Annotated in this window: 16 protein-coding genes; 9 read left to right on the top strand and 7 right to left on the bottom strand. The window is 70.2% G+C overall.

From position 1 onward, the window contains the following. Nucleotides 1-643: 643 nt before the first annotated feature. On the bottom strand, nt 644-1,528 hold the full coding sequence (locus BIX52_RS04385; protein ID WP_075219711.1) for a DUF1932 domain-containing protein: 885 nt from the start codon (nt 1,526-1,528) through the stop codon (nt 644-646). 62 nt (nt 1,529-1,590) lie between these two features. Beyond that, entirely contained in the window at nt 1,591-2,157 is a 567-nt protein-coding gene (locus BIX52_RS04390; protein ID WP_075219712.1) for a DUF4202 domain-containing protein, read from the bottom strand. Between the two features lie 283 nt (nt 2,158-2,440). On the opposite strand from BIX52_RS04390, the gene BIX52_RS04395 reads away from it, so the two are divergent. Further along, nucleotides 2,441-3,298 (top strand): HpcH/HpaI aldolase/citrate lyase family protein, encoded by an 858-nt coding sequence (locus BIX52_RS04395; RefSeq protein ID WP_075220173.1) that lies wholly within the window; start codon nt 2,441-2,443, stop codon nt 3,296-3,298. 144 nt (nt 3,299-3,442) lie between these two features. On the opposite strand, the gene BIX52_RS04400 is transcribed toward BIX52_RS04395, so the two are convergent. Both BIX52_RS04400 and ndk read right to left on the bottom strand, forming a co-directional pair. Beyond that, nucleotides 3,443-4,063: a glutathione S-transferase family protein gene (locus BIX52_RS04400; RefSeq protein WP_157956193.1), complete on the bottom strand. Its 621-nt coding sequence runs from the start codon at nt 4,061-4,063 to the stop codon at nt 3,443-3,445. 210 nt (nt 4,064-4,273) lie between these two features. Continuing rightward, on the bottom strand, nt 4,274-4,696 hold the full coding sequence (gene ndk, locus BIX52_RS04405) for a nucleoside-diphosphate kinase (protein ID WP_075219714.1): 423 nt from the start codon (nt 4,694-4,696) through the stop codon (nt 4,274-4,276). 117 nt (nt 4,697-4,813) lie between these two features. On the opposite strand from ndk, the gene BIX52_RS04410 reads away from it, so the two are divergent. After that, the gene (locus tag BIX52_RS04410; RefSeq protein WP_075219715.1) at nt 4,814-5,317 is read left to right on the top strand and encodes a DinB family protein; all 504 of its coding nucleotides are present in this window, start codon (nt 4,814-4,816) and stop codon (nt 5,315-5,317) included. An 86-nt stretch (nt 5,318-5,403) separates the two neighbouring features. Beyond that, nucleotides 5,404-7,302 carry an ABC-F family ATP-binding cassette domain-containing protein gene (locus tag BIX52_RS04415; protein WP_075219716.1) on the top strand — a complete coding sequence of 633 codons (1,899 nt, stop codon included), beginning with the start codon at nt 5,404-5,406 and terminating at the stop codon, nt 7,300-7,302. A gap of 7 nt (nt 7,303-7,309) precedes the next feature. Here BIX52_RS04415 and BIX52_RS04420 read toward each other — a convergent pair whose 3' ends face one another. Both BIX52_RS04420 and BIX52_RS04425 read right to left on the bottom strand, forming a co-directional pair. Then, entirely contained in the window at nt 7,310-8,164 is an 855-nt protein-coding gene (locus BIX52_RS04420) for a polysaccharide deacetylase family protein (RefSeq protein WP_075219717.1), read from the bottom strand. 117 nt (nt 8,165-8,281) lie between these two features. Next, nucleotides 8,282-9,664, bottom strand: a complete 1,383-nt coding sequence (locus tag BIX52_RS04425; protein WP_075219718.1) for a dipeptidase — start codon at nt 9,662-9,664, stop codon at nt 8,282-8,284. Between the two features lie 62 nt (nt 9,665-9,726). Between BIX52_RS04425 and BIX52_RS04430 the strand changes: the two genes are divergently transcribed. The 6 genes from BIX52_RS04430 to BIX52_RS04455 all read left to right on the top strand — a co-directional run bounded on the left by BIX52_RS04430 (nt 9,727) and on the right by BIX52_RS04455 (nt 16,653). After that, complete coding sequence (locus BIX52_RS04430) at nt 9,727-11,184, top strand: methylmalonyl-CoA mutase family protein (protein ID WP_075219719.1); 1,458 nt, start codon at nt 9,727-9,729, stop codon at nt 11,182-11,184. A gap of 3 nt (nt 11,185-11,187) precedes the next feature. Continuing rightward, nucleotides 11,188-13,338 carry a methylmalonyl-CoA mutase gene (gene scpA, locus BIX52_RS04435; protein ID WP_075219720.1) on the top strand — a complete coding sequence of 717 codons (2,151 nt, stop codon included), beginning with the start codon at nt 11,188-11,190 and terminating at the stop codon, nt 13,336-13,338. A 2-nt stretch (nt 13,339-13,340) separates the two neighbouring features. Beyond that, complete coding sequence (locus BIX52_RS04440) at nt 13,341-13,760, top strand: cytidine deaminase (protein WP_075219721.1); 420 nt, start codon at nt 13,341-13,343, stop codon at nt 13,758-13,760. A 496-nt stretch (nt 13,761-14,256) separates the two neighbouring features. Further along, nucleotides 14,257-14,805, top strand: coding sequence for a DUF1131 family protein (locus tag BIX52_RS04445; protein ID WP_157956194.1), 549 nt, complete (start codon nt 14,257-14,259; stop codon nt 14,803-14,805). Continuing rightward, complete coding sequence (meaB, locus tag BIX52_RS04450) at nt 14,787-15,752, top strand: methylmalonyl Co-A mutase-associated GTPase MeaB (RefSeq protein ID WP_075219722.1); 966 nt, start codon at nt 14,787-14,789, stop codon at nt 15,750-15,752. Before BIX52_RS04445 ends, meaB begins: the two co-directional genes overlap by 19 nt. A gap of 151 nt (nt 15,753-15,903) precedes the next feature. After that, nucleotides 15,904-16,653 (top strand): EAL domain-containing protein, encoded by a 750-nt coding sequence (locus tag BIX52_RS04455; protein ID WP_342743810.1) that lies wholly within the window; start codon nt 15,904-15,906, stop codon nt 16,651-16,653. 18 nt (nt 16,654-16,671) lie between these two features. Here the strand turns inward: BIX52_RS04455 and BIX52_RS04460 are convergent, their stop codons facing one another. After that, the gene (locus BIX52_RS04460) at nt 16,672-18,567 is read right to left on the bottom strand and encodes an ABC transporter ATP-binding protein (protein WP_211098145.1); all 1,896 of its coding nucleotides are present in this window, start codon (nt 18,565-18,567) and stop codon (nt 16,672-16,674) included. Nucleotides 18,568-18,731 lie beyond the last annotated feature (164 nt).

Consider the following 18,731-nt stretch of genomic DNA (forward strand, 5'->3'; position numbering starts at 1 on the left):
GCGGAACCGAGTGGCCCGATCGCATCAGGGGCCGCCAATTGTATGGTAATCGGGTCCGCTCGACCCGATTGCACCGGCAGGCCGCCGGTCGCCAGACAAACCGGACCGCCTGCCCCATCACACTGGGCCGCCGCTCAACCGACAAGCCGGACCGAGCAGCCCGTTCGCAGTGGGGGGCTGACGGTCGCCGGGTAAGCCAGAACGCACTGCGCGATCAGCAGACCGGACTCTGGTCGCCCGGTAAGCCAGACCGCCCTGTCCTATCCTCGGCCGGCGGTCAGCCGGACCACCCGCCCGATCACAGGAGGCCGGTCAACAGGTAAGGCGGACCATCCCGCCCGACTTCAGCGGGCCGGGCCGAAGGTGAACCGAGGAGTCGGACCGCCTCGCCTGATCGCAGTGGGCCGGGCCACAGGTGGCTAGATACGCGAAGCCGTGTGCCCCGATCGAGGGGGCGCGGTCGCCGGTCGCCCGATAAGCGGGTCCGTCTTGCAAATTGGTCGCCGGTCGCCCGCCAAACCGACCGGCCTGCCCGACCGGAGCCGGGCCGGGCCGCCGGTCGCTCGATAAGTCGGACCGCCTCGCCCTATCGCAGCGGGGCAATCGCCCGCCTCGTGGAATCCCGTCGGCCGTGCGGCGCCGCCTATTTCACCTGTGCGGCCAGAGTGGCGACGGTGGCGCGTAGGGTGCGGCGGCGGTCGCGGGTGCGGCGCGTCTCGGTGCCGTAGGGTGAGGAATCGAGCAGCCGGTAGATGTCCGCCGCCGCCTGATTGAACCCTCCCGGCAGGTCCGCCGCCTCGTAGGTGTCGCGGATCTCCTCCATCTCTCGCACCCAGCGGCCGGCGTCGGCGGGAAGCGCCGCGACCATCGTCTCCGCACGGCGGAAATGCTGCGCCTGTGAGGCGGCCATCTCGTCAGCGAAGGCATCGCCGAGGTCCAGCCGCTCGGCCAGCACGAAGGCGCCGGTCAAGAGCGCGTTGAACCCCTTGGTGACGGAGGCGTAGACCATCTTCATCGCCGAGGCGGCGCCATAGTCGGCGCCGAGGTGGCGCACGTCGAAGGCGCTGGAGGCCACCTCCACCAGCCCCGCCGGACGCGGTCCCGAAAGGTAGAGACGCGGCCGCGCATCGCCGACAGGGGGCATGCCGATGATCCCGCCGTCGACCACGCTGACCGAGGGGCCGAACCCGGCCGCGATCGCCCGCGACAGGTCCGGCGAGATCGCGTTGGCCTCCACGAAGATCAGCCGGGTGTCACCGGCGGCCCCGGCGGCCTCGGCCACCGCCGCGCCGGTCGCCTCCGCGACCGAAGGCGGCACGATGGAGAAGATGATCGCCGCTTCCGCAGCGATGCCGGCCAGAGGGCGGTCGATCAACCCGGCCTCGATGGCGCGGGTGCGCGTCTCGCCGCTGCGGGCGGACAGATCGGTCAGAACGCGGTGTCCCGCCGCCAGCAGAGCCGCGCCCACCGCGGCTCCCATCTCGCCCGCCCCCACCAGGCCGACCGTCACGCCGCTCTCACCCGTCATCGTCCATCCTCTCCGGTCCGCCCGTCACGCGGCTGCCCGCCCCCGCGAGGCCGCCACACCCGTCACGCCAAAGCAGGGGCCAGATGCGCGGGCAAATCGAACTCCTTCGCCATCCGCGCCCGTGCCTCCGGCGACATCTTGCGCGCGGTCTTGGTGAGGATCCGCAGCACGTCCTCGTCGGCATGTTTCGCCGCGAAGGGCGCGAAATAATGGCGAACGAACACGAAGCAGATGATGTCTTCGAGAAGCTGCATGTGCGGATTGCGCTTGATGCCTTCCTTGCGAAGGAGGCTCTCCACCTCGGCGCGCTCGGCCTCGCCATAGCCGGCGTCGGCCATCAGCCCGCTCACCCGCGTGGCGTGGAACTTGGCGAGATCGGTGCGCCAGGCGAGATAGCCGGCACGCCCCTCGGGGTAGGACTCCCGCTCGCTCGTCCACCGCTCGATGTGCTGGCCCCGCGCGGCGATGCGCACCGTTTCGGGCGCGTCGGGGGCGATGCGCACCAACTCCTGCGACATGCGTTCGCCGTAAAGCAGCGCGGCCGGGCGGCCGGTGGCCTCGTCGAGGTTCGGGTCGGCGGCGTTGGCGGCGTCGATGGCGGCGATCACCGTTTCGAAGCGTGTTGTCATTGGCGGATCATCGGCTTGAGGGACCCCATGGCATGCCCGCCCCCGCACCGGCGCGACGACGCCCCGTCATCCTGCCTCATCTGCTCGCGATCGGCCACAGGGGCGCACGCGGGCGGATCCACCCCGCCCCCGCACGCCGGTCGATTGACGGCGGGCGCCGCAGCGCGGTTAGCTCGGCCCCGCGCCAACGACAGCGGCCGGACCACACGCCGCGAAAGGACGAGGGGGAGACGATGACCGAGCCACAGGCCACCCGGCGGACGCCAGCGCGGTCTTGCCGCTGATGCGCTCCTTCCTGTTCGTCCCCGGCGATTCGGAGAAGAAGCTCGGCAAGGCCTACGATTCGGGCGCCGACGTCGTCATCCTCGACCTCGAGGACTCGGTGTCGATGGACCGCAAGGCGGCGGCGCGCGGGCTCGTCGCCGAGGCGGCGGCGAACGCGCCCGGTTACGTGGCGGTGCGCGTCAACGCGCTCGACACCGGCATAGTGGACGAGGATCTGTCCGCGGTGATGGCCGCCCGCCCGTCCATGATCGTCCTGCCGAAGAGCGAGACGGGGGCGGACGTCGCCCACCTCGCCGCAAAGCTCAGCGTGTTGGAGGCGGAGAACGGGATCGTCGAGGGCGCGACGCAGGTGCTCGCCATCGCCACCGAGACGGCGCAGGCGATGTTCGGGCTCGGCACCTACCGCACCTCCGGGCCGCGGCTGGCGGCGATGACGTGGGGCTTGGAGGACCTTTCCGCCGCGCTCGGCGTGTCGCGCACACGCAATGAGGCGGGGCGGATCACCGACCCGTTCGCGCTCGCCCGCACGCTGTGCCTCGCCGGGGCGAAGGCGGCCGGGGTGCTGCCGATCGATTCCGTCTACACCGATTTCCGCGACGCCGAAGGTCTCGCCGCGGAGGCGCGCGAGGCGGCGGCGGACGGATTTCTCGGCAAGCTCGCCATTCACCCGGCGCAGGTCGCGGTGATCAACGAGGCGTTCACCCCGTCGGCGGAGGCGGTGGCGGCGGCGCGGCGCATCGTCGAGGCCTTCGCGGCGGCGCCGGGGGCCGGTGTCGTCGCGCTGGACGGCAAGATGGTGGACCGGCCGCACCTGGTGAACGCCCAGGCGCTGCTGGCGCGCGCGGGCGAGGGCTGAGGCCCCGCCCCCTCACCGGCCGCCGCGTCGTGGCTCGCGGGGCTTGCGGTCGGCGGCCCTTCGATCGCCGGCCGTCCGGTCGGCGGCCTTGCGGTCAGCGGCCTTGCCGGTCGGCGGGGCGATGGCCCCGCCATGTGCCGGGGCTCAGCCGGGGAAGGTCTCGGCGACGGCCGGCAGCGTCATCGCCCGCTCGGCCAGCGCGGCGAGCTTCGGATACTTGCCCTCGACCAGGAACGGGTTCGTCACCTTGGCCATGTGGTAGGCGCACACGGTCGCGACGTCCGAGCCGTCGGGCGCCGCGCCGCCGAAGAAGCCATCCGCCGGGGCAGCCTCGTCCATGGCCGCGAGACCGCCGCCGATCTGCGTGATCACACGGGCCTGCCAGTCCTTCCAATGCAGGTCCTCCGGGCGCCGGTTCTTCTCGTAGACCAGCGACACGACCTTCTCGACCGTGGAATGGGCGAGGCCGATCCGCTGCAGACAGTCACGCCGGGAAAGGCCGGTGGCCGGGACCAGACGCTTGTCCGGCATCGAATCGTCGAGCCAGTCGCAGATGGCCATGGTTTCGATCAGCTTGGTGCCGTCCTCCAGCACCAGAACGGGAACACGCAGTCCGGGGTGGAAGGTCTTCATCAGGTCCACCTGATCCGGATCGGTGGCGGCGACGGCAACGGACTCGAACGGGCGTCCCTGCAGGTTGCACCAGATCGCCACGCGGCGCACGTAGGGCGACAGCATGCGCCCTACCAGTTTCATTTCGGCCATCGACGTCCTCCCGTTCATGCGCTGCGGGCGGGCGTCCGGTCATGGCGTGCCGGGTCTTGGGCCCATCGTGCGCGCCGCAGCGTGGCGGCCGGAGTTTAACCACTATCGACAACGCCGCGACAATACAGGGCACGATGGAAAAGCCGACGAAAAAGGCCGCGCGGGATGCCGCGCGGCCTTTCCTCGGAAGCGGCTGAAGCCGGTCGGGCTTTAGCCGACGATCTCGTTGCCGCCGAACCAGAAGGCGATTTCTTCGGCGGCGGTCTCCGGCGCGTCGGAGCCGTGCACGGAGTTGGCCTCGATCGACTCGGCGAACTCGGCGCGGATGGTGCCGGGCTCGGCGTTGGCCGGGTTGGTGGCGCCCATCACTTCGCGGTTCTTCAGGACGGCGTTCTCACCTTCCAGCACCTGAACGACGGTCGGGCCGGAGGTCATGAAGGCGACGAGGTCGTTGAAGAAGGGGCGCTCTTTGTGGACGCCGTAGAAGGACTCGGCCTGAGCCTTCGTCATCATGATGCGCTTGGAGGCGACGACGGAGAGACCGGCCTCTTCCAGCTTCTTGGTGATCGCGCCCGTGAGGTTGCGCTTGGTGGCGTCGGGCTTGATCATGGAAAAGGTGCGTTCGATGGCCATAAGGTCCTCGTTGATCGCCGTGTGGCGGTTGGGGTGGTGGTGCGCCGCGCCTCTCGCGACGCCATGTTGCGCCCGCTATAAGATGGCGGACGCTGCAACCGCAACAGGAGCGACGGCGTGATCGGATATGCGTTGTTGGGGCGCTATAATCGGTGGGCCAATCGCCGCGTCTATGCGGCGGCGGCGGCGCTCCCCCCGGCGGACCTCGCCGCCGATTGCGGCGCCGCCTTCGGCTCGGTGATCGGCACCTTGAACCATCTCGTCGTCACCGACCGGATCTGGATGAACCGCTTCCATGGCGCGGCGACCTACCCCGAGGCGCCGCTGGACGCGACAGTGAGCCTCGACCTTGCCGAACTGACCGCGATCCGCACCGCGCTCGATGAGGACATCGCCGCCTTCGCCGAGGCGATGACCGACGCGAAGGCGGCCTCCACCTTCAGCTATCGCCGCGCCACCACGCCGGATCTGATGACCGAGCCGATGGGTCCGGCCCTGATCCACTTCTTCAACCACCAGACCCATCACCGCGGCCAGGTCCACGCGCTGCTGACGCGGCTGGCCGGGACCGCACCGGCGTTGGATCTCATCTATTTCGCCCGCGAGGCGGCGGCCGCCTAACTCTGCCGCGCGGTGGTGGACGGTGTGGCGCGCCGGGTCGTCTGCGCCCTTGCCACAAGGCGCACGAGGGCGCGATAAGGCGCGCCATGCTGACCATCCGCAACCTCACCTACCGCATCGACGGGCGCACCCTTCTGGAAGGCGCCGACGCCACCGTGCCTTCGGGCGCCAAGGTGGGGCTGGTCGGCCGCAACGGCTGCGGCAAAACCACGCTGTTCAACCTCATCTGCGGCGAGCTGTCGCCCGAATCCGGCGACATCATGCTGGCCGAGGGGCAGCGCATCGGCCGCGTTGCCCAGGAGGCGCCGGGGACCGAGCACTCGCTGATCGAGACGGTGCTGGCCGCCGACACCGAGCGCGCCGCCCTTTTGGCCGAGGCCGAGATCGCGACCGACGCCCACCGCATCGGCGAGATCCACAACCGCCTCGCCGACATCGACGCCTATTCGGCCGAGGCGCGGGCGGCGTCGATCCTGGCCGGTCTCGGGTTCGACGCGGCGGCCCAGGCGCGGCCCTGCTCGTCCTTTTCCGGCGGCTGGCGCATGCGCGTGGCGCTGGCGGCGATCCTGTTCCTGGAGCCGGACCTCCTGCTGCTCGACGAGCCGACCAACTATCTCGACCTCGAAGGCACGGTCTGGCTGGAGACCTATCTTCAGCGCTACCCGCACACCGTCGTCGTCATCAGCCACGACCGCGACATGCTGGACTCCGTCGCGCGGCAGATCATCCACGTCGACGGCGGCAAGCTCGTTCCCTACCGCGGCAACTATTCGGAGTTCGAGCGCCAGCGCCGTGAGCGGGCCGAGGCGAAGGCGCGGCAGATCGAGCGGCAGTCGGCCGAGCGGGAGCACCTGCAGGCGTTCATCGACCGGTTCCGCGCCAAGGCGTCGAAGGCCAAGCAGGCCCAGAGCCGGGTGAAGAAGCTCGAGAAGATGAAGTCGCTCGAGCCGATCCTGGACGAGACGATGCCGCCGATCCGCATTCCGAACCCGAAGCGCGCGCTGTCGCCGCCGATCATCGCGGCGGACCGCGTGGTGCTCGGCTACGGCGGAACGTCGGTGCTGCGGCGTGTGAACATCCGCGTCGACGAGGACGACAGGATTGCGCTGCTGGGCGCCAACGGCAACGGCAAGTCGACGCTGGCCAAGATGCTGGCGGACCGGCTGGAGCCGATGGAAGGCAGCGTCATCCGCGCCGACCGGATGAAGATCGCCTATTTCGCCCAGCACCAGCTCGACGAGCTGCGGCCGAAGGAAACGCCGGTCGAGCACGTCCAGGCGCGGCTGAAGTTCGAGGAGGACGAGAAGGACGTGCGCGCGCGGGTCGCCCAGATGGGCCTCGCGGGGGAGCGAATGGACACGCCCGCCAAGGACCTGTCGGGCGGCGAGAGGGCGAAGCTGCTGCTCGGCCTCGCCACGATGGACGGGGCGAACCTTCTGATCCTCGACGAGCCGACCAACCACCTCGACATCGATTCGCGCACCGCCCTCATCGACGCGATCAACGGTTACGAGGGCGCGGTGATCCTCATCAGCCACGACCGCTATCTGGTGGAGGCGTGCGTGGACCGGCTGTGGCTGGTGGCGGACGGCACCGTGGCGCCGTTCGACGACGACATGGACGCCTATCGCGCGCTGATCCTGGGCAATGCCAAGAAGGGCAAGGCGGGGGACGAGAAGCCGGCCGACAAGGTGAGCGCGGCGGACCGGCGGCGCGAGGCGGCCGAGGCGCGTGCGGCGCTGGCCCCCTTGCGCAAGAAGGTGCAGGCGGCCGAGAAGGACATCGCCAAGGCGGAGGCCGAGATCGCCAAGCTGGACGCCAAGCTGGAAGACCCGGCGCTCTACACCAAGGACCCGGCCAAGGCGACGGAGCTCTCCAAGGAGCGCGCCCGCTGGGCCAAGGCGCGCGAGGACGCCGAGGAGGCGTGGCTGGAAGCGTCCGAAGCCTACGAGGCGGCCGAGGCGGGGGCCGCCGTCGCCGGCTGAGCCCCGCTCAGGAGAGGCGCCCGCACGGCGTACCGCCCGGCGGGGCAAGATGGACCACCTTATAACCCTCCTGCTTCAGCGCCGCGAGGAGCCCCGGCAGCATCGCCGCCGTGCGCAGGTGGATGTCGTGGAACAGGATGACGCCCTTGCCGCGTGTCTTCAGCGCCGCGAGGGTCCGCCGCGCCACGGCGTCGCCGCTGGTGCGCAGATAGTCCTTGGAATCGATGTCGACGTCGATCACCACGGTGCCGCGTTCGGCGAGCGCGGCGCGCAGGCCCGGCGTGTCGGCGAGATAGGGGAAGCGGAAGAAGGGCGCGCGGCTGTAGCCGGACCCGGTCAGCGCCGCGGCCACCGCGCGCTCGCCCTCGAACACCTCCGTCAGCGCGTCGGCACGGCTGAGGCTGGCAAGATTGGGGTGGCTCTCGGTATGGGTGCCGATGGTGTGGCCGCGTGCCGCCACCCGCCGCACCAGCGCCGGATAGGACCGCGCCATCTGGCCGACCATCAGGAACGTCGCCTTCACGCCGGCCGCGTCGAGCGCGTTCAGGATGGCGGGCGTGGTCTTCGGGCGCGGCCCGTCGTCGAACGTCAGCACCACCTCGCGCGGATCGAGGGCGATGTCGCCGATCTCTTCGACGGTGATGGTGCGCCCGGCGAGAGAGGACGCGGCGACAACCTCGGTGGGCCGGCAGCGCTCCGCGACCGGGGCGAGCGGGGCCGCCTCGAAATCGGGAGCGATGGGGGCGGCGATCGTTGCCGGGACCGCGTTGCGGTAGGCGAAGGCCTCCGTCTTCGGCGCCCGCGCGCAGGCGGACAGGCCGAGGGCGGCGGAGAGGATGATCGCCAGAGCGGCCGATCGCATGAGCGAGCCTCATCGAGGAAACATGGTTTCCCGATGATTGCCGGACATGGTTAACGCCGCCTTTCTACGGTCCGCCGCATTGGACGGGCAGGCCGCGGGGGCCTGCCCGTAAACGCCTCAGAGCGCCGCCAGAACCCGCGCCCAGGAGCGGATCCCCTTGTGGAAGCTCGACATGTTGAACTTCTCGTTCGGGCTGTGGACGTTGTCGTCCTCCAGCGCGAAGCCGATCATCAGCGTGTCCATGCCGAGCTTGTGCTTGAAGTCGTGGACGATGGGGATGGAGCCGCCCATGCCCACCATCGCCGTCGCCTTGCCCCACTCGGCGTCGAGCGCGGTCTTGCCGACTTCGAGGAGATCCCAATCGTCCGGGATGGTCAGCGCAGGGCCGTTGCCGTGGGCCTTGAACTCGACCGAGCAGTCGGCCGGCACACGCTCGCGCACGAAGGCGCGGAAGGCCTCGCGCAGTTTGTCGGGGTTCTGATCGCCGACGAGGCGGAAGGAGATCTTGGCGTGCGCTTCGGCGGGAATGACGGTCTTGAAGCCGGCGCCCGTGTAGCCGCCCCACATGCCGTTCACCTCCAGCGTCGGCCGCGCCCAGACCTGCTCGAGGATGGTGCGCCCCTCCTCGCCCGCGGGGGTCTTGAGGCCGATCGGGCCGAGGAACTTTTCGGCGGTCATGCCGAGGCTGTCCCAATTGGCCAAGGTCTCGGCCGGGACCTCGGCCACGCCCTCGTAGAAGCCGGGGACCGTGACGCGGCCGGTCTCGTCGTGCAGCGCGGCGATGATCGCGGCCAGCACGTGGTTCGGGTTGCGGGCCGGGCCGCCGAACTGGCCGGAGTGCAGGTCGCGGTTGGAGCACTTCACGGTGATCTCGTCGCCGACGAGGCCGCGCAGGCTCATGGCGATGGCCGGGGTCTCGGGATCCCACATGCCGGTGTCGCAGACGAAGGCCGCGTCGCAGCGCAGCTCCTCCATGGTCTTGGCGAAGAAGGCGGGAAGGCTCGGCGAACCGGACTCCTCCTCGCCCTCGATCAGCACCGTGACCGGCACCGGCAGGCGCCCCTCGACGGCGAGGATGGCGCGCATCGCCTCGATGAAGGTCATGAGCTGACCCTTGTCGTCGCAGGCGCCTCTGGCGACGATGATCTTCGAGCCGTCCTCGCGGGTGACGATGCGCGGGGCGAAGGGATCCTCGTCCCAAAGGTCCAAGGGGTCGACGGGCTGAACGTCGTAGTGGCCGTAGAACAGCACCTTGGGCTTGTCGTCGGACGTCGCCTCGGCGGGGAAGGCCAGCACGATGGGCTTGCCGTCCGTCTCGCGCACTTCGGACAGGAATCCGAGAGCGGCGAGGTCGTCCTTGATCCAGTGCGCTGCGGCGCGGCAGTCGGCGTCGTAGGCCGGATCGGTGGAGATCGACGGGATCTTGAGGAGGGCGAAGAGCCGCTCGAGGCTCTCGTCCAAGTTGTCGTCGATACGCTTGAGGATCGCGTCGATATTCATGGGAGTCCTTCCGGTTGCCTTCCGGCGCGGCTTTAGAATAATGCAGTCGGGGGGAAAGCAGTATGGAAACGAACGCGCAAGCGTCCCTTTTGGCGGACTGGGTCCCGCTGGCGGAAAAAGCGTTGAAGGGCCAAGGCCTTGAAACGCTGAATACGGAGACGCCGAGCGGCTTCACACTCGGCCCCCTCTATGCCGCGGCCGAACCGTCCTACCTCGGGCGCCCCTTCGCCGGTCCTTGGCACGTGGTCGCGCGGATGGATGGGGCGGACCCCGCCGCGCAGGCCCGCACCGACCTCGAAAACGGCGCGTCGGAGCTCGCCCTCGTCTTCGCAGGCGCACCCGGCGCGTTCGGCGGCGGGCTGACGGCGACGACGGTGGACGCGCTGGACGACGCGCTGTCCGGCATCGTCCTCGACCTCGTCCCGCTGCGGCTCGAGGCGGGCGCATCTGCGGTCGGCGCCGCGGCGCTCGTCGCCGCGCTGGTGGAGCGGCGCGGCACCGCCCCGGCGGCGCTCCACGCGAGGATCGACCCGCTCGGCACCTTCGCCGCCACCGGCATCCTCCCCGCATTCGCCGACCCCGGTGCGCTGGTCGACGCGGTCGGCGGGGTCAGCGCGATCGGCGCCCCCGGCACGGTGTTGACGGCGGACGGTCGCATCGCCGCCGAAGCCGGCGCCTCCCCCACCACCGAGCTCGCCTTCGCGCTGCACAGCCTGGCCACGATCCTGCGGCTGGCCGACGCCGGCGGCATGGCCCCGGTGAAGACGCTGCCGCTCGTCGGCATGGCCCTTTCGGCGAGCGAGGAGCAGTTCGCGACGATCGCCAAATTCCGCGCCGCACGACGCCTTCACAAGTTGATCGCCGGAGCCTGCGGCATCGACACGCCGCTGACCCTGCATGGCGAGACGGCGCGGCGCATGCTCTCCTTCTCGGACCCGCAGACCAACCTGTTGCGCCTCACCATCGCCGCCTTCTCGGCCGGTGTGGGCGGGGCCGATTCGGTCACCGTGTTGCCGTTCGACGCGGAGGGCAGCGCCTTCGCCCGGCGCATGGCCCGCAACATCCAGACGCTGCTGATCGAGGAATCCCACGTCGGCCGCCTGTCCGACCCCGGCGCTGGTGCGGGCGCGGTGGAAGCCTACACGGACAGCCTCGCCGAAGCCGCCTGGGCCACATTCCAGATGATGGAGAGCGAGGGTGACGCGGTGGCCACCGGGCGCCTCGCCGAGCTGGTGGCGGCCGACCGAAGGGCCGCAGAAAAGGCTCTGGAGGGCAAGAGGAAGGCGATGATCGGCGTCACCATCCACCCGCCGCAAAGCCCGGCCGCGGTGCCGGACGAGTTCGCCGCTCCGGCTCCCGTCGCCACCGCCACCGGCGACGTCGCCGCCAACTTCGCCGGCTTGAAGGCCGCCGCGGCGCAGGGCGCTCCCCTCGCCGCCCTCGCGGCCAAGGCGACGGACATGGCACCCACGTGCCCGCCGCTCGTGCCCGTCCGCATCGCCGCGTCCTTCGGAGGCTGACCCATGGTTCCCGATTTCCGTAGCCTCGCCTACGCCAAAGCCGCCGCCAGCGCGCCCGCAGCGGCCGAGCCGTGGACCACCGCCGAGGGCATCGCCATCGCCCCTCTCGCGGACCCCGCCGCCGTCGCGGACCTGCCGCTCGGCACCGTGCCCGGCAAGGCGCCCTATATTCGCGGCCCCTACCCGACCATGTACGTGCAGAAGCCGTGGACGATCCGCCAATATGCGGGCTTCTCCACCGCCGAAGCGTCGAACGCCTTCTACCGCCGCAACCTCGCCGCCGGGCAGAAGGGGCTGTCCGTCGCCTTCGACCTCGCCACCCACCGCGGCTATGACAGCGACCATCCCCGCGTGATGGGCGACGTCGGCATGGCGGGCGTCGCGATCGACTCCATCCTCGACATGCGCCAGCTGTTCGACGGCATCCCGCTCGACGAAATGTCCGTGTCGATGACGATGAACGGTGCGGTTCTGCCGGTTCTGGCGCTCTACATCGTTGCCGCCGAAGAACAGGGCGTGCCGCAGTCCAAACTGTCGGGCACCATTCAGAACGATATTCTGAAGGAGTTCATGGTCCGCAACACGTTCATCTATCCGCCTCGCCCGTCGATGCGGATCGTGTCGGACATCTTCGCCTATACCGCCGAGCATATGCCGCGGTACAACTCCATCTCCATCTCCGGCTACCACATGCAGGAGGCGGGGGCGACGGCGGACCTCGAACTCGCCTACACCATCGCCGACGGGCTGGAATATATCCGCACCGGCGTAAAGGCGGGGCTGGACGTCGACACGTTCGCGCCGCGCCTCTCTTTCTTCTGGGCCATCGGCATGCACTTCTTCATGGAAGTCGCCAAGATGCGCGCCGCCCGTTACCTGTGGGCCACGTTGGTGCAGAAGGAGTTCGCGCCCAAGGACCCCCGGTCCACCTCGCTTCGGACCCACTGCCAGACCTCCGGCTGGTCGCTGACGGCGCAGGACGTCTACAACAACGTCGCCCGCACGATGATCGAGGCGATGGCCGCCACCCAGGGCGGCACCCAGTCGCTGCACACCAACGCGCTGGACGAGGCGCTGGCGCTGCCGACCGACTTTTCCGCCCGCATCGCCCGCAACACGCAGCTCGTTATCGCCGCCGAGAGCGGGACGACGCGGTTCATCGACCCGTGGGGCGGCTCGCCTCTGGTGGAGCGGCTGACGCACGATCTCGCCGCCCGCGCACTGACGCATATCGAGGAGGTGGAAAGCCTCGGCGGCATGGCGAAGGCGATCGAGGCCGGAACGCCGAAGCTCAGGATCGAGGAAGCCGCGGCGCGCGCCCAGGCGAAGATCGATTCCGGCGAGCAGACCGTCGTCGGCGTCAACCGCTACAAGCCTGACGTGGATCCGGGCGTCGACGTTCTGAAGGTCGACAATGCGGACGTGCGGCGCCAGCAGCTCGCCAAGCTGGAGCGCCTGCGCGCCGAGCGGGACGAGGTTGCCACCAAGGCCGCCCTCGCCGCGCTGGAGAACGGCGCCAAGGGCGGCGGCAACCTTCTGGCGCTGTGCATCGACGCCGCGCGCGCCCACGCCACGGTGGGCGAGATGAGCGACGCCATGGAACGCGCCTTCGGCCGCCACACGGCGGAGATCAAGGCGATCACGGGCGTCTACAAGAGGGAGGCCGGCAAGATGGGCAAGCGGATCGACGACGTGCGCCGCAAGGCCGACGCTTTCGCCGACGCCGACGGGCGCCGCCCGCGCATCCTCGTCGCCAAGATGGGGCAGGACGGGCACGACCGCGGCCAGAAGGTCATCGCCTCCGCCTTCGCCGACCTCGGCTTCGACGTCGACATCGGCCCCCTCTTCGCGACGCCCGAGGAATGCGCCCGCCAGGCGGTCGACAACGACGTTCACATCGTCGGCGTCTCGTCGCTGGCCGGCTCGCATCTGACGCTGCTGCCGGAGCTGCGCGAGGCGCTGAAGGCGGAGGGCGCGGGCGACATTCTGATCGCCATCGGCGGCGTGATTCCGCCGGGTGACGTGGCGGAGCTGAAGGAGATGGGGGCCGCGGCGATCTTCCCGCCCGGCACCGTCATCGCCGACGCCGCGGAAGGACTGATCGACGAATTGAACGCGCGCCTCGGCTACGCCCCGCGCCAGGCCGCCGAGTAAGCGTGAGCGCACCGGACGAGGCGCTTCTGGCCGCCGCACGCGCGGCTGCCGACGCCGCCTATGCGCCCTACTCCCGCTTCCACGTCGGCGCCGCGGTGCGCGCCGAGGACGGGCGCGTGTTCGCCGCCGCCAATGTCGAGAACGCCTCCTACGGCCTGTCGCTGTGTGCGGAAACGAACGCCATCATGGCCGCCGCGGTCGCCGGGGTGCGGCGCCTGTCGGCCGTCGCGGTGGTCGGCTACCGCGCCGCAACGCCCGGCGAACCTGTGCTCGCCACCCCCTGCGGGCGCTGCCGCCAGGTGATCAACGAGTTCGCCGGGCCGGACACGCCCGTCACGGTCCAGAGCGCCGAGGGCAGCGAGACCTTGGCGGTGACCTTGGGCGATCTCCTCCCCCACGCCTTCGGCCCGGAGCGGCTTTAGCCCCCGTCTCCGCATCGCCGTGGGTCGCCGGCCCCTGCCTCACGCCCGCTTTGCGCTCGCTGATCCGTCGCTGTCCCCCCGTGTGCGGCGGCCAGGGCGTGCCGGCCGTGTCGGTCGATTGATCGGAGCGTGATCGAGCACACATCGCAATCGCCGGTACGGTGCCAGATTGGGGGGACCGGCCGGGCGAGAGGCCGGCGCCGCCGCCTCAGGTATTGCGTGGCGCGCGGCGAGCCCTCGGCCGCGGGCTTATTGCCGCAGCATCCGGGCGCTTTTTGGTGGACCGTGCTGTTGCCCTCAGGTCACGAACCCTGCCGCGCCTTGCCTGAGGCCGGGAGTTGCGCACAATTGAGCCGTCCCCTTTGGTGCTTCGTTCAAGGGTCGGATGCACAGGCTCACCCCTCCCCGAGCCTCTGAAGGCATGTTCATGTCCGCTTTCGCCGCGCCCTCTTCCCGTTCCCCTTTCGCCCGCCCGTCGCGGATCGCCGCCGCTATCATGTCCGCCCTGCTCGCCGCCGGCTGTGTCGCCAACCCGGCCGAGCCGCTGACCGAGGATCGCGTCTCCTCCAGCACGTGGCTAGTGATGACGGACGACGGCATCGGCCCTGTGAAGTCGGGAACGCCCTACCAGGAGACGATCATGGCGCAGGTGGCGCCGGGGGTTGAGATCCGCTCCATCCAGACCGCCAACGAGACCCGAACCGAGTGGACCCACGCCGCCTTCATGGGCGAGGTGCAGGCGGTGCAATTCTTCAAAGGCCCCGGCAACACTGTGGCCGAGATGCACGGCGTGGCGCAGCACCTCGCCGGGCCGAACGGGGAGCGCATCGGCATGTCCATGGCGCAGGCCCGCGTGACGCGGCGCGACTGCCGCGAGGGCACGGACCTGTGGCTCGGCATGGCGGTGTGCAAGGCGCGCGGGGCGCCCCATATCAGCCTGGTGTTCGCCATCCCCCAATATGCCGGCCCGTTCGACAGCCTTGCCTCGGCGGAAGACCTTCAACGCGCCGAGCTTCAGCGAATCGTGTGGCACGCGAAGCCCTGAGCGACCTCGCCGGCCGGATCACGGCGGGTGAGCGGGCGGCCCTCGCCAAGGGGATCACGCTCGTGGAATCGCGCCGTGCGGCCGACCGGGGTGCCGCCGCCGCGCTGATCCAGGAGGTGTTGCCGCACACCGGGCGGGCCATCCGTCTCGGCATCACCGGTGTGCCGGGCGTCGGCAAGTCCACCACCATCGACGCGCTGGGCGTTCAGCTCATCGAGGCAGGGCACAAGGTGGCGGTGCTCGCCATCGACCCCTCGTCCACCCGCACTGGCGGCGCCATTTTGGGCGACAAGACGCGCATGGCGAACCTTGCCGCGCGGCGTGAGGCGTTCATCCGCCCCTCCCCCTCGGCGGGCTCGCTCGGCGGTGTGGCGGCCCGCACGCGCGAGGCGATGCTGTTGGTGGAGGCGGCGGGCTTTTCGGTCGTGATCGTCGAGACGGTGGGCGTCGGCCAGTCCGAACTTGCGGTCGCCGACATGGTGGACACCTTCCTGGCGCTGATGCTGCCGGGCGCGGGGGACGAGCTTCAGGGCATCAAGAAGGGCCTGCTCGAGCGGGCCGACATCATCGCCGTGAACAAGGCGGACGGGAACGCCTTCCACGCCGCGCGCCAAGCCGCGGCCGAGCTTCTCAGCGCGGTGAAGATCCTCGCCGCGGAGGCGCCGCCGGAGATCCTCACCGTATCCGCCCGCACCGGCGAGCGGCTGGACGCGCTGTGGCAGGCGATCCTGCGTCACCGCGATGCGCTCGACGGGTCCGGCAAGCTGGCCACGCGGCGGCGCGAGCAGAACGTCGTATGGATGCGCGACATGATCACCGACGGGCTGCAGGCCTTCCTGGCCGAGCATGCGGGCACGGTCCTCGGCGACGTGACGGAGGCGGTGCGCCGCGGCGACGTCGCCCCCAGCGCCGGGGCGCAGGACATTCTGGCCCGCCTCCCCCGCTGACCGCCGCCTGCCTCCGCCCGCAACACAGGCCGGTGTGAGCGGCCGTGCAACCCTGCCGCCAGATCCGTTTGATAACGAACTCATGGTGACGGAGTGGGAGCGTCTGGCAATGCCGCGAGACTTTTGCAAACAGTGTCAACCCGGCGACGGATTGGGGTTCGATTTCTCGTTCGCCTTTCAGCCGATCGTCGACGTCATGCGGCGCCGGGTCTACGCCTACGAGGCGCTGGTGCGGGGGGTCGACGGCGCGGGTGCACTGGCCATCCTGTCCCAGGTCGACGCCGCGAACCGCTACCACTTCGACCAGATGGCCCGCGTGAGGGCGATCGAGCTGGCCGCCCGCCTGTTCGGCGACAGTGATGCGCTCCTCTCCATCAACATCATGCCCAATGCGGTCTACGACCCCGTGCGCTGCCTGCGCACGACCTTGCGCGCGGCCAAGGAGAACGAATTTCCGCTGGAACGGCTGATGTTCGAGTTCACCGAGCACGAGCGCGTTGCGGACGTGGCGCATCTGCGGCGCATCGCCCGGCACTATGCCTCGTGCGGTTTCACCACCGCGATCGACGATTTCGGCGCCGGCTTCTCCGGCCTCGGTTTCCTCGCCGAGTTCGTGCCGAACGTGGTCAAGATCGACCGCGAGCTGGTGCGCGACATCCAGCACGACCGCGTGCGCCAGGCGATCATCGGTGCGATCTTCTCGGCGGCGCAGGATCTCGACATCACGATCATCGCCGAAGGGATCGAGACGGCCGACGAGTTCGAGTTCCTGGTGGACATGGGGATCGCCCTCTTCCAGGGCTTCTACTTCGCGCGCCCGGCGTTCGAGGCCCTGCCGGAGGTCAACTTCGGCGGGCCGATCGCGCTGGGCTCGTCGCACTATGCCGCCGGTCGCCGCTGACCCCCCGCCCCGCCGGGCCTACTCCGCCGCCTGCAGGAAACCGCCGGACTGACGCGCCCATAGGTCGGCATAGACGCCGCCTTCCGCCAGCAGCGCCGCATGGGTGCCCGTCTGCACCACGCGTCCGCCGTCGACGACGACGATGCGGTCCATCGCCGCGATGGTGGACAGGCGGTGCGCAATGGCGATGACGGTCTTGCCCTGCATCACCTCGTCCAGCGCCTCCTGAATGTCGGCCTCCACCTCGCTGTCGAGCGCGCTCGTCGCCTCGTCGAGCACCAGGATGGGAGCGTCCTTCAGGATCGCGCGGGCCAGCGCGATGCGCTGGCGCTGCCCGCCGGACAGCTTCACCCCGCGCTCGCCGAGGTGGGCGTCGTAGCCGAGGCGGCCCTTGCCGTCGGCGAGCTGGGTGATGAAGTCGTGCGCGCGCGCCCGCCGGGCCGCCTCGTAGGCCGCCTCGCGCCCCGCCTCCGGCCGGCCGTAGAGGATGTTGTCGAGCGCCGAGCGGTTGAAGATCGCGGTCTCCTGCGTGACCGTCGAGATCGCCCGCCGCAACCCGTCCTGGGACAGATCGCGGATGTCCGTCCCGTCGAGCAGGATGCGCCCTTCGGCAACGTCGTGGAGGCGCAGGAGCAGCGAGACGGCGGTGGATTTGCCCGCACCCGAGCGGCCGACGAGCCCGACCTTCTCGCCCGCCGCGATGTCGAGGTTCAGCCCCGCCACGCCGCCGATGGGGCGGCCATAGCGGAAGGTGACGTTCTGGAACTCCACGTGGCCGCGCGTCGCCTTGGGGTCCACTGCATCCGCCGCGTCGACGATGTCGTGGGCGGGAGACAGGGTGTGCGCGCCGTCCTCGATGGTGCCGAGTTCGCCGAAGATGGAGAGTGCGGACTGGGCGATCCAGTTGGACATCGCCGTCAGCCGCAGCGTCATGATGGAGGCCATGGCGATGACGCCGATGGAGGCGCTGCCGATATGGTAAAGCCACAGCGACCCGGCGATGAGGATGACCGTGAGCGCCGAGTTCATGGCGGCGAGGATGACCCGCATCGCCATCATCGATCGGCCGAAGGCGATGCCGGTGCGGCGGAAACCGGCGATGGCGGAGCGGGCCGCCTCCTCCTCGCGCGACGCATGGGCGAAGAGCTTGACCGTCTTGATGTGGCTGAGGCTGTCGACGAGCTGGCCGGTGACGATGGCGCGCGCGGCGGCCCGCGCCTTCGCCCGTGCGCGGATGCGTGGCACGCCCCAGCGGATGGCCAGCGCGAAGCACAGGCTCCAGACCACGACGACGAGCGCCAGAAGCGGCTCGGCCGAGGCGAGGAGCAGCGTGATGGTGACGATGTAGGCCGCCAGCATGCCGAGCGAGGACAGGCTGTCGACGACGACGCTGGTGAGCGCCGTCGAGGTCTGCGTCTGCTTCTGGGCGATGCGGCCGGTGAAGTCTTCCTCGAAGAAGCGCATGGACTGGCCGAGGGTGTGCCGGTGCAGGCGCCAGATGGTCATGGGGTTGAGGCCGGGGCCCAGCGCCAGCGATGTCATCGCGCTTTGGCCGAGCTGCACCAGCGGCTTGCCGAAGACGACGAGCACGAACAGGCTGAGGAGCCAGGGCCATTCCTGCGCGAAGACGTCGGCGGGGCCGGCGGCGGTGGCGCGGTCGACGAGGCCGCCGATGAGGTAGAAGACCAGCCCCTCGGTCGCCCCCACGGCGAGTGCGAATATGGCGAGGAGGACGATGGGCCAGCGCACATCGGCGAGGCTCCACTTGAGGAAGGCGACGAGACCTTCGGGCGGGCGCGTGCCCTCGTAGGGGCGGAACGGGTCGATCATCCGCTCGAACGGCTGGAAGAGGCCGGTGAAGGGTTCGCGGTCCGGCATCCGGTCGGGGTCGGGGATCTTGATGATCGGCTTCACTCTGCACCTCGTCGCCGGTTCGCGTCGGGTCCGCGGGTGCGGGGAACGGCCCGCGCGGACGGGGCGCGGCCGAGAGGGCCCGCGCGCCAGGGTCTATATAGAGTGCCTTGGTGCCGCCTTCGCCAGGGCTCGAAACGCGGCACAGAGTCCACCGCGGCGGCACG

This window comes from Acuticoccus yangtzensis (genome assembly GCF_001927245.1).
Classification (GTDB): Bacteria; Pseudomonadota; Alphaproteobacteria; order Rhizobiales; family Amorphaceae; genus Acuticoccus; species Acuticoccus yangtzensis.

Excerpts from the sequence above, each read along its gene's own strand:
- scpA (WP_075219720.1), top strand. The coding sequence starts at position 11,188 with ATGGTTCCCGATTTCCGTAGCCTCGCCTACGCCAAAGCCGCCGCCAGC.
- BIX52_RS04390 (WP_075219712.1), bottom strand. The coding sequence starts at position 2,157 with ATGACAACACGCTTCGAAACGGTGATCGCCGCCATCGACGCCGCCAAC.
- BIX52_RS04415 (WP_075219716.1), top strand. The coding sequence starts at position 5,404 with ATGCTGACCATCCGCAACCTCACCTACCGCATCGACGGGCGCACCCTT.
- BIX52_RS04400 (WP_157956193.1), bottom strand. The coding sequence starts at position 4,063 with ATGGCCGAAATGAAACTGGTAGGGCGCATGCTGTCGCCCTACGTGCGC.
- BIX52_RS04425 (WP_075219718.1), bottom strand. The coding sequence starts at position 9,664 with ATGAATATCGACGCGATCCTCAAGCGTATCGACGACAACTTGGACGAG.
- ndk (WP_075219714.1), bottom strand. The coding sequence starts at position 4,696 with ATGGCCATCGAACGCACCTTTTCCATGATCAAGCCCGACGCCACCAAG.
- BIX52_RS04430 (WP_075219719.1), top strand. The coding sequence starts at position 9,727 with ATGGAAACGAACGCGCAAGCGTCCCTTTTGGCGGACTGGGTCCCGCTG.
- BIX52_RS04420 (WP_075219717.1), bottom strand. The coding sequence starts at position 8,164 with ATGCGATCGGCCGCTCTGGCGATCATCCTCTCCGCCGCCCTCGGCCTG.
- BIX52_RS04385 (WP_075219711.1), bottom strand. The coding sequence starts at position 1,528 with ATGACGGGTGAGAGCGGCGTGACGGTCGGCCTGGTGGGGGCGGGCGAG.
- BIX52_RS04445 (WP_157956194.1), top strand. The coding sequence starts at position 14,257 with ATGTCCGCCCTGCTCGCCGCCGGCTGTGTCGCCAACCCGGCCGAGCCG.
- BIX52_RS04395 (WP_075220173.1), top strand. The coding sequence starts at position 2,441 with ATGCGCTCCTTCCTGTTCGTCCCCGGCGATTCGGAGAAGAAGCTCGGC.